Source organism: Bradyrhizobium sp. 190 (genome assembly GCF_023073415.1).
Lineage (GTDB): Bacteria > Pseudomonadota > Alphaproteobacteria > Rhizobiales > Xanthobacteraceae > Bradyrhizobium.
The window spans coordinates 1-13,392 of record NZ_JADPJL010000040.1; the positions used below are offsets into that span (position 1 = coordinate 1).

The window sequence follows — 13,392 nt, forward strand, 5'->3', positions numbered from 1 at the left end:
CCGTTATCGGGGCCGCGCGGAGGTGGCCACCGCCGCCGCCCCGATAACGGTAATGGCCCGCCGCCGATGCCGCCGCAGCCGCCCGGTATGCGCGGTTTCCGCGACATCGCCGCCGACGCTGACGATCTTGGCCGCGCCGCGGCGCAGGCCAACCGTGCCGCGCGGAAAACCTATGCCAACGTGCCGTCGCCCTCGCCGGAATTCGACCGGCTCGAGCCGAGCATGGAGAACCGCGGCGCCGATCCCGACGCGCCCTATTCGTATGACGAATCGCTGGAGGAGGCCGACCGTTACGCGCCGCAGCCGCCGCAGACGCCGACGCCGCGCGACCGCCCGCGACTCTCGCAGGATCGCGACCGCGAGCCGACGAAGCGCGCCCGCACAGGAACAGTGTTTCCGTTCAAGAGCGCGATTGCGGTCGGCATCGTGCTCATTCTGGTCGGTGCCGGCATCCTGTGGGGCAAGTCGGTCGTCACGACCGTGAGCGGTCTGATCAAATCCTCCACTGTAGTGGAAGCGCCGAAGGATCCGGCAGCACCCCAGTCGCGCCCGAAGATCCCCGATCGCGTAGGCCAGCCGTCGTCGACCGAGAACGTCGCGCCCGTGGCGCAGCGCGTCGTGCTGTATGATGAGGACCCCTCCGATCCCAAGGGCAAGCAATATGTCGGCTCGGTGATCTGGCGCACCGAACCGATCAAGGCGAGCGGCAACCAGAAGCCCGATGTCGCCGTGCGCGCCGACATCGAGATTCCCGACCGCAAGTTCAAGATGACGATGTCGTTCCGCCGCAATACCGACTCATCGCTGCCGGCGAGCCACACCGCGGAATTGACCTTCATCCTGCCGCAGGATTTCTCCGGCGGCGGCGTCGGCAACGTGCCGGGCATTTTGATGAAGTCCAACGAGCAGGCGCGCGGCACGCCGCTGGCCGGTCTCGCCGTCAAAGTCACCGACGGCTTCTTCCTGGTCGGCCTCTCCAACGTCGATTCCGACCGCGCCCGCAATCTGCAGCTCCTGAAGGAGCGCTCATGGTTCGACGTGCCGCTGGTCTACGTGAACCAGCGCCGCGCCATCATCGCGATCGAAAAGGGCGCCCCCGGCGAACGCGCGTTCAACGAGGCGTTTGCGCTGTGGGGGGAGTAGCTACCGGGAACGCAGCCGATGCGCTCTCAAGCCTGCGTTGATCCCCGTTGAGCCAGGAAACTGATCGCCAAATCGATCGCTGCGCGGCGTAGCGACCTTGTCCAAACATGAAAGCGGCCTCGGCATTGCACGCAGGTCTGCTGAGGACGTTCGCGTTCGTCTTCGAGCGAAGCGACCGGTCACTCGGCGGCGGCGGCTCGCCTCCGCGCGGCGGCCTCGCGGTCCATCACGGCACGGCAGCCTGGACTGACCTGCGCGCGATTCCTGACCATGCAGGCGGTGATTCGCTGGACGTTGGGGACTTCATGGCCGCATAGCCGCATGGCGTCGCCGGTGCACATCTGCTGCGCCTCCGAGAAGGCGAGGCTCGGTTGTGCGGAAAGCGCCGTCGCCGCGACGGCGAGGGCGAAGAGAAGTGCGATCCTGCTTGTACGATGGAAAGTCATTGATGCGTTCCCCAAGGTTGCGCGCGGTGCTGGCCGCTGTTCACTGGGGGCGCTGCACGCGGTTTGCGCTGCCGCACGCGTCATCCGTCACACGGGAATCACCCGGTGTGGTTGCTCGATTACTGCCGATGTCCGAATCAAAAGTGCTGCGCCGCCCTGCGTGAATTATGAGCTAATGCTGCGAAGCTGCAATGGCTCGCGCCAACACTTCCTGGACTGTTGCGTGCGCGCCACGTCGGCCGAAATACAGATGTGCGACAACTCGGTTTTGAAGCTGCGCTCGTGCGGGCTCGATAGGTTCCGAAGAAGGAACAGATGCGGGTCTCTGCGTCTTTGTCTTCGACCGCGATTGAACAGCCCGCCCGGCAAACGCCGCGTTCAATAGCGCGGTTGATGCGTGTGCGAGCAAGGCGTTCCTTGCCGCCCCGTAAACTCCTGCGCGGCCGCTACCCCGCGCGCTCCGTGGCTTCCCCTGACCCCGGTGATCCCTGAGGCCTCCAGAAGCGGGTGTTGCTCGGCCCGGTTGCCCCGGCCGACCGAGTTCGCCTTCCGCTCCGCAAAACTCAGTATAAATGCGGAAAATCCCGGCTCCGGAACAACCACCCGTTAGGGAAGCCCGGGTACGATCAGCGGCTATTGCTCGCATGCGCCTCATTGCTTTGGTTGGAGTGATAAAGGCTGCTGAAACCAGCCTTACGAGTGGCACTCAAATGTTTGCTTATTCCGCTGCCGATGGATTCACGAAGCTGCCGGCCATCCACGCGATGGAATGGCCGCGGTCGGAGGCGTTGCGGCGAGCCGGCACGACCAGTGCGGAGGTGGGATAGCCATGCCTGCCGCTTCGTCGGATCTGCGTAAAGAATTGAACGGCGCCGAAGAGGATGGACCCGAGCACGATGCCCGGATTTTCGGGGAGGTGACGGACCTGTTCCTGTCCAATGTCGGTCGCCTCGGTGACTCGCAGATCGCTGCGGTCGATGGCGTCCTCGCCCACCTGATCGAGCGGGTGGAAGCAACGACCGTGATCCAGCTCAGCGAGGCGCTCGCCACCATCGACCGGGCCCCGCGCCAGACGATCCGCAAGCTTGCGTTCCACGAACAGCCCCTGCTGGCAGCGCCGGTTCTGAGAAGCTCCAACTGTGTATCGGAAGCAGACCTTCTTGAAATCGTCAAAAGCCGTAGCCAGCAACATCTGCTGGCGATCTGCGACCGGAAGACGCTCAACGAAGCGCTGACGGACGCGCTGATGAGATTTGGCGACGTCAACGTCTCCAATGCGCTGGCGCGGAACGCCGGCGCGCGTTTCTCCGAATGCGGCTACGCAACGCTGGTCGGACGGGCAGAGCGTGACGAGGGGCTGGCGGAAAAGCTCGGCGTTCGCCTGGACATTCCCGGCAGCTTGCTGCGGGAGCTCATTGGCAAGGTTGCCGACGTGGTTCGCGCGCGCTTCCTGACGGCGCAGCGACCTGTCGCGCGGGGGAAAGGTTCTGCCGCGGCCGCCGGACAGAGCAGCGCGGCCCGGAAGGCGATTGACTACACCCAGGCGCAAAGCGAGGTCGTTGCGCTCAATCGCACCGGCAAGCTGAATGATTCAATCGTCAACCGGTTCGCGGTGAGGGGTGAATACACCCACGTGGTCGCAGCCCTTGCCTTGAAGGCCGACGTCAAGGTCGAGGCCATCGAACCCTTGCTCGAACCCGACCGGGTGTATGGACTGATCGTCGCCTGCAAGGCCGCCCGGCTGACCTGGTCGACCACGACGATGATCGTCCGCAACCGGCCCGGTTGCCCGCCATCCACCGACCGGGAGCTCGAACAATGCGTGGCGGTGTTTGAGTCCTTGTTGCTGTCGGTCGCGCAATGGACCATTCGTTTCGGTTCTGATCGGATTCTTGCAAAGAAGAACGAGCGCGCGACTACCGTCAAACTGAGCCAACCTGCTTAGCATCGCGGAACAGGATTGAACGCCGCGGGCGATTGCCCCGATCTCTCGTCAAGGCCGAATGGATGATTTCCGCTAAACCCTCATGCGGAAACATATCGAGCAGTGCTTTTCCGTTACAGAGTGTCGGGCGTGCGGATGGGAGATCTGTGGGCGCACTAGATCAAAAGGGTGGGGCGGGAAGCGGGCACCAAGCAATCAGAGCGGCCGCCAACCGGTCCCGTTCGACATGCAATCCTGCGGATCGCTACGGGGCCGGAAGACCGTCAGGCACTGAAGGTGGAGCCAAGGCTGGCTTGATGCCGGCATGAACTTCGCGGGCGTCCGGATGGACCAGGGTCTCGTAGTGGCGGAGATACTCCTGCGCCATCCGCCTTGTGGTAAACCTTTTCTCGAAATGCCTGCGCACCTCGCGTCGATCGAGTTCGGAAAGTCTTCCGATCGCTTCAACAGCTTCCGCTTCCCCCGGCACGACAAAGCCGGTTATGCCGTCGTCGATGACCTCCGGCACTGATCCGGACTTGAAGGCTATGACGGGCGTGCCGCAGGCCATGGCCTCGATCATGACGAGACCGAACGGTTCTGGCCAATCGATTGGAAACAGCAAAGCCGCGGCATCAGCCAGAAACTGCCGCTTCGTTTCATCATTGACCTCGCCGGTGAGCTGGACCTGCTCGCCGTCGATTTGCGGCTCGAGCTTTTCCTTGAAATAGCCTCGCTCGCCCCGCGGTACCTTTGCGGCGATGCGAAGCGGCATTTTGGCGGCGCGCGCAATCCGGATGGCGGCTTCCGGTCCTTTCTCGGCCGTCAACCGGCCCAGGAAAGCGAGGTAGGAGCCGGGCTCGAAGGAAGGGCGGAACAGGTCGGACGGCAGTCCATGATAAACCGTGCTCAGCCAGTTTGCCTCACTCAGGGGGAGGCGCTGATTATCTGATATCGAAACGAACGGCGCGTTGGGAAAGCGGCGGACCACATCAGAAAAGCCCGGCAAGTCCATGCGTCCATGGCAGGTTGTCAAAAAGGGAACGCCGAGCCGGCTCAGGAGCGGCAGGTGCAGCCAATCGATATGCATGTGGATGACATCGAAGTCGGTCGCGTGCCCGGCAACCGCTTCCAACAGCGCCGCCTGGGCGACCATCGGGTCCGTCCGTGGCCGGCCGAGGCGAAGAGCCCGAGGCCAGGCAGCATGGAGCTGGGCGGACGTCTTCGAATCCCCGCTGGCGAACAGCGTCACCTCATGTCCCAAGCTTACCAGTTCATCGACCAGCCACGCCACAACACGCTCGGTGCCGCCGTAAAGCTTGGGAGGAACACTTTCGGCCAAAGGCGCTACCTGAGCAATTCGCATCGGCTTTCCACCATCAAGATATCAGGGCCTCTCGAACCCAAACCGGTCAGACCACCGGCCGTTCGTATTTGGCCAGCAGGTCGAGCCAATCCTCTAATAGACCGCTCATCAGGAAGTTCTGCCGCACGCTTTCTTTGGCCCGCGAACCGATCTGCTCCCGGAGGCCGGGATCCTTCAAGAGCTGGACCATTCTTGCGGCCGCCTGATCGGGCGTGCTCACAAGAAACCCGTTCCATTCGTCCTTGATCTGGTGCCGGATGCCTCCCACGTCGCCGCCGATGACGGCGGCGCCTTTCCACATCGCCTCGGTCACGGTGAGACCGAAGCCTTCGCGCGTCGACTTCTGCAGGACGACCGCGGCCGACCGCTGCAGCGCGTTCACCAATGTCGGATCGTCAACCGCGAGAACGATGATGCTCTCATCGGCAGCGCTCTCGATCGTCTCGAGGATTTTCCCGCCCTCCGGATCGTCGGAGGCGTTGTTGCCGACGAGCACGAGCGTACAGTCGACTTGCTCTCGCGCTTTTCGGAAGGCCTCGATCACGCCCATCGGGTCTTTCCATCGATCGAACCTGGAAATCTGCGTCACCAGCGGACGATCTGTCGGAATTTTGTAGTTGCGCAGGAATTCGCGTATCTCGCGGTCGGACAGCTCCCGGTTTTTTGCGGAGAACGGATCGATCGCGGGCGTGACGAACTGCTGGTCGATCCGAATATCCTGGCCGTATTCGGGGAGCGAGAAGATTGCCGCGTTATATTGCTCGATGAACCGACGCAGATAAGTCCATACCGGAGCGTACGGCGACGAAAGATCGACGTGACATTGCCAGAGCCACGGCATTTCGCGATCGGCGAAATGGCCGATCAGCGGCAGAGGCTGAGGGTCGTGCACGATGATCGCGTCGCACTCGTCAAGATGAAGCCGCGTGGCGTTCTCGAACACAACCTGTTCGTAGATCGTCTTCTCGGCATCCGAAAACTCCAGGCTCTCGCCCTGCAGCGTATTGTGAAGCTGCTTGGTGCAGCCAAAGAAGCCCGGCGTTCCCTGAATCAAATGCCAGTCGGTTTCGATGCCTGTCGCGTTCATCATGAGAGTGAGCGGCGTAAGAAGTTCGGTGACTCCTCCGCCGTAGAACGTCGAGCTGATATGGGCGACGCGCATCGTGCGCACTCGATCGGCCTTCGCGGCTATTCGCTCGACCGTCCCAGCACCGATCAGCGGCTCGTACTGTTCGAGCGTATGAAGCCCGAGGGTGGATCGTTGAACGGCGGGACTGAGCATGGACATCGAAGGTCGCCTTCACGGTTATCGCTTTGCGGCAATGCGGCCTGGCGCTTTGGCTTTCCCAGCGCTCAGGGCGTGCCACTTTTTCCCTTCAGCAATAAGTCCGAAGGCGTGCGGAAGTTGCCTCCGTCTTGCGAAGGATGCGGCCAACCTGAACAACCGTTCATTTGCCTTCACCGCAACCAATTGAAAGGCGTAGCGCTGCGTCCGCTGCTTGAACATCGCACCGTGGTCTCTAATCTTGCGAGGGGGATCGAGCGATACGCCGCTGGTGCCGATGGCGGTTCTCTCGCCAATTGAGAGTGGACCGGGAAAATTTACTTGATCCTGGAGCTGCTGTAATGGAGTAAGCAGCGCCAGGAGGCAGTTCCATGAAACGCTATCTGATCTTCGGAGCTATCGGTCCGTTCGTCGGCGGGTTTTTGATGCTGTTCGCGACCACGGTGGCTTCGGGCTACTGGACTGACACCAACTGGTCGGAGATCAGCAAGTTTCTCGGCGCGTTCGTCAAGACGCTGCAGTACAGCTATCTGTTCGGCATCGTGCCGGCGCTGATGGTTGGCGCCATCGACGACATTCTCTATCACGTTAAGCGTATTTCTCCCGTGGTGCGGATGCTGATCGTGGCGGCCATCGGCTTCGCGGCATCCTCATTGCTCTATGGCTCGCGCGGGCCGGATACCGGCGTGATGCAGTTTGTGCTCTACGGCCTCGTTGGCATGGTGCCTGCGATATTGTCGTCCTGGCTGGCTCACATATATGCCGACGCACCGCAGGCGGTGCATTCGACATAACAGGCCGACGGGCCTATTCTTAGCGACTCTTGCCCTGCGGCTCCCGACTGGAACCGGAGCATCTGCAAGCGTCAGGATTTTCCTGACCGGTGCCCGCCATATAAGACTTGGCAGAACAAAAGCGGGCTGATCCGATCGGGGAATGCAACGTAAGGAAGCGCATCAAGTTGTCCGTCATCGCCGGCAAAAAGATATGCGCGCAACCGTGATCGCGGAGTTGGGGAGCAGGCTTTCCTCTGGTTCGGGCCGGCCAAAGGAAGGCGTCTGGCTTTTCACGGCCCTCGTTCTCACGGCCGCCATTCCGGTCCTGCTTCTCGGCGGATGGATGGCCTATATCACCGCCGATCAGGAACGAAGCTACGCCCGCAAGGCTGCAACCGAAGCGCTGACGCAGGTGGCGCACCGGATCGAAGGCGAGATTTCCCGTGAATTGCAGGTCGCTGAGACGCTTGCAAGCTCGGCCGCGCTCGATCAGGGGAATCTGCGGGATTTCTATCTCGAGGCAACCCGTATCGTGGCCGCCCGTCCGCTATGGGAAACCGCGGCGCTGACCAAGCCGGATCAGGAGCAGGTCCTGAACGTGCTGCGGCCGCTCGGCGCCCCGCTCGGTCCGGTAACGGACACTGAAAGCTTCAACGCCGTTCTCCGTACACGAAAGCCGGTGCTCGGCGGGCTGGGTCCCTACCAGGCCGCCATCGGCAAGCAGCTCGTGTCTCTGCGCGTCCCCGTTATCAGGGATGGTGAACTCCGTTACATCCTGACGATCGGGCTGTTGCCCGACCAGATCGGTACGATCCTGGGCCAGGCGGGATTGCCTGTCGGATGGGCTGGCACCGTCATCGACGCCAAGGAGAAAATCGTCGCGCGCACGCCTGACACGAAAGTTGCCCGTGCAGGCGTGACGACGCCAGCCGTACAGGAAGCCATGGCGCGCGGCGGCTCGAGTTCGCCACGAACGCAGACGCGTGAAGGCATCGATGTTGAAACCGTCCACCGCGTGCTCGCGGGCACCGATGGGTGGTCGGTCCATGTCGGTGTGCCTGTGTCGGAGCTGAATGCACCCGTATCCCGCTCGCTGCGGCTGTTGTTCGGCGGCACAGCGGCGAGCGTTGGCCTCGCCATCGCCCTCGGTCTGGTGATCGCCCGGGAAATTGCCCAGCGGCGGCGCATGGAGGCGCTTCAGTCTGCGGCGGCACTGCTGGACAGCGAAAAGCGCGGGGCGCTCGCGATCGACGCGGCCGAACTCGGTACGTGGCGCTGGGATCTATCCGCAAACGAATTCAGCGGCTGTGGCCGCTTCTGCGCGCTTCTGGGTCTGGCAGGCTCCCGATCGGGAGAAACGAGATGGTCGGCAGACCGGATTTTCGCGCTGGTCGAACCGCCGCATCGCGCTGCGCTGGCTTCGTTCGCCACCGACTGTCTCGAGAGCGGCAGATCGAGCAGCGTCGAGTTTCCGATTCAGTCGGACGATCGCGGAGAATACTGGCTGCGCGCGGCGGGAAGGGCCGAGGGGCCACCCCACCGGCGTCATGTGATTCACGGCGTTTTGGCCGACATCGATGTTCTCAAGCGCGCGGAGACCGAACGGTCTCACTTGCTTCGACGCCTGGCCTCCGCCCAGGAAGAGGAGCAGCGCCGGATTTCGCGGGAGCTGCACGACCAGATCGGGCAAACGGTGACGGGACTGTCTCTCGGCTTGAAAGCGCTCGAGCAGGGATTGGCCAAAGGCAGCAATGGAAAGGCGGCGACCGAGCAGGTGCGATGGCTGGAACAGCTTGCCGCGCAGATCGGCCGCGACATTCATCGCACGGCGTCGGACCTGCGGCCGACGGCCATCGACGACCTCGGCATCTTCAAGGCGATCGAAGCCTATGTTGCGGAATGGCAGGAGCGCTACGGCATTCGCGTCGATATCCAGACCTTCGGGCGCGACAATTCGCTGCCTGCCGATGTGGCGGCCGTGCTGTACCGGTTGGTTCAGGAGGGATTGACCAACGTCCTGAAGCACGCCAACGCAAGCAAGGTGAGCATTGTGCTTGAGAAGAAACCGGAAGCTCTGGCGCTGGTTCTCGAGGACGACGGCATAGGATTCGACCCAGAGAACGTCGGCCGGATTGCGTCAGGCGGTCGGACGTCGGGATTGGGTCTCTCCGGCATGAAGGAGCGGGTTGCCCTTCTCGGCGGCACGATCGCCGTCGAATCTGCGCCAGGAAAGGGTAGTACGATTTTTGTCCAGATTCCGCTGGAAGCGTCGGAGACCGTCAGATGACGCCCGTTCGAATCGCACTCGTTGACGACCATCCCGTCGTGCTCGCCGGCATCCGCGCGCTGCTGCAGGGTGTGCCCGAGGTCGAGCTCGTTGGCGAAGCCAACACGGGGGCCACGGGCTTGAAGGCCATTTGTGATTGTTCGCCTGATATCGCAGTGATCGATCTTTCGCTGCCTGACATCAGCGGGATGGAGCTTGCACGTCAGGTGAGCAGGCAATGCCCTGGCGTAAAGATCATTGCTCTGACCGTTCATGAAGATCGGGCGTATGTGCATCCGGTGCTCGAAGCGGGCGCGAGGGGATATTTGTTGAAGCGATCGGCCGGCGAGGAATTGCTTCGCGCCATCCGGGCCGTCAACCAGGGGAACATCTATCTCGATCCCGCGATAGCCGAGAAGGCGGCGATGAACGCGCCCGAACTCGCGTTGCCGGGCGAGGGCGATGGCGGCGAACTCAGCCGGCGCGAGGAGGACGTGCTCAAGCTGGTGGCGCAGGGGTTCAGCAACAAGCAGATCGCCGGACAGCTCGAGGTGAGCGTCAAGAGCGTCGAGACTTACAAGGCGCGGGCGTCCGAAAAGAAGGGGCTTCACAGCCGCGCGGATATCGTCCGCTACGGCATCAGGCTGGGCTGGCTCGCCGCTCCAAACTGACACGGCTTGTGCTGACGCTCCCTTGCTGCACGGGGTTCACGAATGCTTTCGCTGTCCATCCTGCTTTGGGCACTACGAAGACAGCTTCTTGTGGTGAAGGGGCTTGGCCAGCACCACCCAGAGTGCAGAAGCAATCAATATCAACGCAATACCTTCGGCAGGACCAACTCTCTCTTGCAAAATTAGAGCGCCGGCTAAGACACCGATGATCGGAACTGCAGTTACCCCGATTGATGAAATCCCAACGGGAAGAAGCTCGACTACTTTGAACCAGATATAATAGCACAGGAACATCGGCACGATCATGACAAATGCCAGTGCCGCGGCTGTTCTCAGGCTCATCGTGGCCAAGACAGCTGGATCTCCGATAGCCATCATACCAATTGTGATGGGTACGGCGCCCAATATCAATTGCCATCCAGCTAGCACAATTGCCGGACTGCGCCAGGGCGCCGCCTTATATGCGACAGTTCCGATAGCCCAACAGAGAGAGGCGAATACAAGCAGTGCAACTCCCACTGGAGCATCCTCAAGGTTTTTCCATGCCGGTGTGACCAGCGTCGCGAGGCCGGCGACAGCTAAAACTAGGCCGAGCAGGCGACGGAGACCAAATGGTTCATGAAGCACCACCACGCTAAGGACAGATGACCATATCGGCATGGTGTAAGCTATAAGTATCGCCCGACCAGAGGCCACTTGAGAGAGGCCATAAGCAGCAGAAATTGACCAAAGTGTTACGTTAAAAAGCGCAACCGGCAAAAGGTATTTGACCTCATCGCGTTCGACGAAGGGGCGATAGCTTTGCAAATGGGCGACTATCAGTAATCCAATTCCGCCGAGGTTGAGGCCAACCGCTCGCAAGGTCCAAGGATCGATTTGCGAAAGCGCAATCTTCGTTATCGGCCAGCTCAAACCCCACATCAACGCGAGGAGCGCGAGCAATCGCGCTCCTCGCATGAAATTGCTACCATCCATAATCGCGTCCGCGTTGAACAAGCAGGCAGGCTACATTCCAGTAATAAGCTATGAGCGAGTCCCGCTCACCGCGCGCTTCTTCGCCATTTCCTCTTTCAGTTCAGTTGGCAGTGTGTACATGCCGCCCGAACGCACCTCATGGTTTACTGGCTCGATAGCGGGAGCGCGGACCATCTTCGCGTCGCAACCTGAGCAATCATAGTACATCTGCTTCGAACGTTCAACGCCTGCTTGATGGCATGGGAGCTACAACGTGTGATGGCGTCTTGCCGTCGCGAAGTCGATCAATCTGGAAGTCGATTGGAATCGCTTTGCGTCGGTGCGGAGGACCGTGTTCGGGTCGGCTCCCAGCACTTTTCGGACCTCATGCGATCTCCGACTTGAGTCCGGAATGTGCACTAAAGCCGATGTCCGCCGACCACTCTGAATTTATGGTTCACGCCCTGGACGGATGGCGGCTATCTGGCCGTCCCCGAACGCGGCGCGCCCTGCAGATCGCTCATGGGCACGCAGCTCTTCTTCCGACGCTGATTCCGCGGTACGCCTTGGACCTTCAGGACCTTTCCTGCCGAACACGAGCCGTCGTTGACATAGATCGTCGAGTACGGGTCCATCATCAACGGCTCGTAGGAATATAGTTTCTGCGCGGAGGATGGCTGCGCCATGAACAGGGCCGCCACGAGTACCGCAAGAGGGCTTACTCCGCGCAAAGCTGCAGCGCCTGCGGTGCGCCAACGGCCCGATCTGCACATGATCGCGGGCACGTCATCGATCCCTTCGAAGCCGGAATGTCTCGGCCGTTGAGTGAGGGCCTCGCGATTTGCTGTGGATGACATCCGTCACCGGGATGAGATAGCGGGCGTATACTTGCTGCAGCCTTTGAATCATTTCGACGTTTTCTTCCGATGCGCTCAAGCCGAAAACTCCATCCCTGCAGACCAGAAATCCGTCGGCGCAAAGTCCATCGAGTGCTTTCGCCGTTTCGGTTTCGCTGGTGTAGATGCGCGCCGCAATCTGCGAGACGCTCCAGCGTTCCTCCGGGCTCGACCAGATGAGGAGCAGGGCTTCAATCTGGGCTACCGAAGCGATGTGCTTCAATATGAAGTCCCTGATGTCGCCGGGGACGTATTGCGTTGCCATGCCGTCGGCTGATGTTGTGTGTTCGGGCAAAGCCGGATGCCTGAAGCCGCGATCCTCTTGGTGGAAGATGGATAGCGGAGCGAATTCGCTGCCGGGGAAATTTCTCAACCGGTACGATGCGCCGGCGTGGCATGGACGCCTGCGGTCTCCCGCGGCGCGGCGTGCTGTTCCATTTCCAGCTCCGCCCGCGCCGCCTCGCTTTCGTACTCGTCGACCAATGCCTGAAGCTTCACCGCAAACTTCGGGTCGGCCGCCCCGATCGCCAGGCGCTTGAAGAAAAACGCCCGTTCGTACAGTTGCTTGCTCCGGTGTTGCTTGATCGACTTGTTGTTCGTTCGGTCCACCATGCGCCCCTTCGGAAGTTACATGCTCTCGCTCGTCCAATCGCCATCCTAGAGATCAATCCGGTGCCGGCGCGTCAGGAAAAACCTGTCAACTGTCGTGCCGGCTACGAAGATGATCTGGTTGCACTTTGGTGCGCTGTGTCTCCGCGCGAGTCGTTGTTGCAGACCAGACAGATGGCTCTGGACATAAGCCGTCCGTTGACACCGAGCCGTTCGTAACGGTGCGGCGTCCGGTCCGAACACGGTACGCAGTAGGCCAAAGGTTGTCTGTCGACTGTTTTGCTGCTGAACATTTCAAGCCCCCTGTCGTGCCAAGCAGATTTTCGCGGTTGGATCGTCCGGCTAGTCTTCCTTCTTTCTGATCGTTGTCATCGCCACCAAAAGCACAAGGCTAAGGAAGCCGGCGGAGATCAGGGCATCGTGCCTCAGTGCCGCTGGAGGAACGCCCAGTCCATTGTGGATGAAAACCGCCATCACAAAGGCGGTCACGCCGGCGCTAGTAGTGAAGAAGATGAGCGCGACAGCCAGATCGATGATCCTCATTGTCGGCGCACTTTCGGTCACTCCTTGCTTGCGAGAAATTCGATCGTGACAAGGCCGAAAACGAGAGCCGCGCAGATCAGCGCCTGCTCGCGAAGCGCGGAGCCGGGAACGCCGAGATTGTAGTGCGCGATGTACGCCAGTGAGTACGCCGCGATCATCGCGCTCGCCATGGCGCAAAAGAATGTCATTGCGAGATGGGCAAATTTCTTCACCTGTGGTCACCTCCTGCCGTCGACATGCCCTAGGATGGTTGTTGCGACGTGGATCGGTCCATTTCGCGCGCCAATGCTTCCCGCGCATGCGGGGCATATTAGAATGATGCCTGATCCGGAAACGTCAGGAAAATCCTGTCAGGGACGACGGGTGCAGCGCGCTGTTTGAAAATCGAATACGAAAGCCTCTGCCGTCCTCCCCGCGTTCGCACTAGCAGATGCACACATCGTGGCTGCGACGGAATGACTCGCTATGTTGATTTGGTCTTCCATGGTGACGAATTGCTGTGATTCTGTGTCT

14 protein-coding genes are annotated in these 13,392 nt (G+C 61.1%); 5 read left to right on the top strand and 9 right to left on the bottom strand.

What is annotated here, in order from left to right; genetic code table 11:
• Positions 1-1,143: hypothetical protein (locus IVB22_RS23595; protein WP_247519646.1), on the top strand; the 1,143-nt coding region annotated here is incomplete at its 5' end.
• 179 nt (positions 1,144-1,322) lie between these two features.
• Here IVB22_RS23595 and IVB22_RS23600 read toward each other — a convergent pair.
• Positions 1,323-1,589: a hypothetical protein gene (locus tag IVB22_RS23600; protein WP_247519647.1), complete on the bottom strand. Its 267-nt coding sequence runs from the start codon at positions 1,587-1,589 to the stop codon at positions 1,323-1,325.
• Between the two features lie 829 nt (positions 1,590-2,418).
• On the opposite strand from IVB22_RS23600, the gene IVB22_RS23605 reads away from it, so the two are divergent.
• Positions 2,419-3,534: a DUF2336 domain-containing protein gene (locus IVB22_RS23605; protein ID WP_247519648.1), complete on the top strand. Its 1,116-nt coding sequence runs from the start codon at positions 2,419-2,421 to the stop codon at positions 3,532-3,534.
• Positions 3,535-3,778: 244 nt separating this feature from the next.
• Here the strand turns inward: IVB22_RS23605 and IVB22_RS23610 are convergent, their stop codons facing one another.
• Together IVB22_RS23610 and IVB22_RS23615 are read right to left on the bottom strand one after the other, a co-directional pair.
• On the bottom strand, positions 3,779-4,879 hold the full coding sequence (locus tag IVB22_RS23610; protein ID WP_247519649.1) for a glycosyltransferase family 4 protein: 1,101 nt from the start codon (positions 4,877-4,879) through the stop codon (positions 3,779-3,781).
• 46 nt (positions 4,880-4,925) lie between these two features.
• The gene (locus tag IVB22_RS23615; protein ID WP_247519650.1) at positions 4,926-6,167 is read right to left on the bottom strand and encodes a glycosyltransferase; all 1,242 of its coding nucleotides are present in this window, start codon (positions 6,165-6,167) and stop codon (positions 4,926-4,928) included.
• A gap of 368 nt (positions 6,168-6,535) precedes the next feature.
• On the opposite strand from IVB22_RS23615, the gene IVB22_RS23620 reads away from it, so the two are divergent.
• The 3 genes from IVB22_RS23620 (at position 6,536) to IVB22_RS23630 (ending at position 9,877) form a co-directional block, all read left to right on the top strand.
• Positions 6,536-6,958: a DUF5413 family protein gene (locus IVB22_RS23620; protein WP_247519651.1), complete on the top strand. Its 423-nt coding sequence runs from the start codon at positions 6,536-6,538 to the stop codon at positions 6,956-6,958.
• 193 nt (positions 6,959-7,151) lie between these two features.
• Positions 7,152-9,227: an ATP-binding protein gene (locus IVB22_RS23625; protein WP_247519652.1), complete on the top strand. Its 2,076-nt coding sequence runs from the start codon at positions 7,152-7,154 to the stop codon at positions 9,225-9,227.
• Positions 9,224-9,877, top strand: a complete 654-nt coding sequence (locus tag IVB22_RS23630) for a response regulator transcription factor (RefSeq protein ID WP_247519653.1) — start codon at positions 9,224-9,226, stop codon at positions 9,875-9,877. The genes IVB22_RS23625 and IVB22_RS23630 overlap by 4 nt, the downstream gene beginning before the upstream one ends.
• Before the next feature lie 72 nt (positions 9,878-9,949).
• Here the strand turns inward: IVB22_RS23630 and IVB22_RS23635 are convergent, their stop codons facing one another.
• From IVB22_RS23635 to IVB22_RS23655, 6 genes are all read right to left on the bottom strand, one after another.
• Positions 9,950-10,819: a DMT family transporter gene (locus IVB22_RS23635; RefSeq protein WP_247519654.1), complete on the bottom strand. Its 870-nt coding sequence runs from the start codon at positions 10,817-10,819 to the stop codon at positions 9,950-9,952.
• A gap of 491 nt (positions 10,820-11,310) precedes the next feature.
• Complete coding sequence (locus tag IVB22_RS41650) at positions 11,311-11,688, bottom strand: DUF6719 family protein (protein ID WP_308200447.1); 378 nt, start codon at positions 11,686-11,688, stop codon at positions 11,311-11,313.
• Positions 11,618-12,022 (bottom strand): hypothetical protein, encoded by a 405-nt coding sequence (locus tag IVB22_RS23640; RefSeq protein ID WP_247519655.1) that lies wholly within the window; start codon positions 12,020-12,022, stop codon positions 11,618-11,620. The genes IVB22_RS41650 and IVB22_RS23640 overlap by 71 nt, the downstream gene beginning before the upstream one ends.
• Positions 12,023-12,096: 74 nt before the next feature.
• Positions 12,097-12,339 (bottom strand): hypothetical protein, encoded by a 243-nt coding sequence (locus IVB22_RS23645; protein ID WP_247519656.1) that lies wholly within the window; start codon positions 12,337-12,339, stop codon positions 12,097-12,099.
• Positions 12,340-12,678: 339 nt separating this feature from the next.
• The gene (locus IVB22_RS23650; RefSeq protein ID WP_247519657.1) at positions 12,679-12,879 is read right to left on the bottom strand and encodes a hypothetical protein; all 201 of its coding nucleotides are present in this window, start codon (positions 12,877-12,879) and stop codon (positions 12,679-12,681) included.
• 17 nt (positions 12,880-12,896) lie between these two features.
• Positions 12,897-13,091, bottom strand: a complete 195-nt coding sequence (locus IVB22_RS23655) for a hypothetical protein (RefSeq protein ID WP_247519658.1) — start codon at positions 13,089-13,091, stop codon at positions 12,897-12,899.
• Positions 13,092-13,392: the final 301 nt, after the last annotated feature.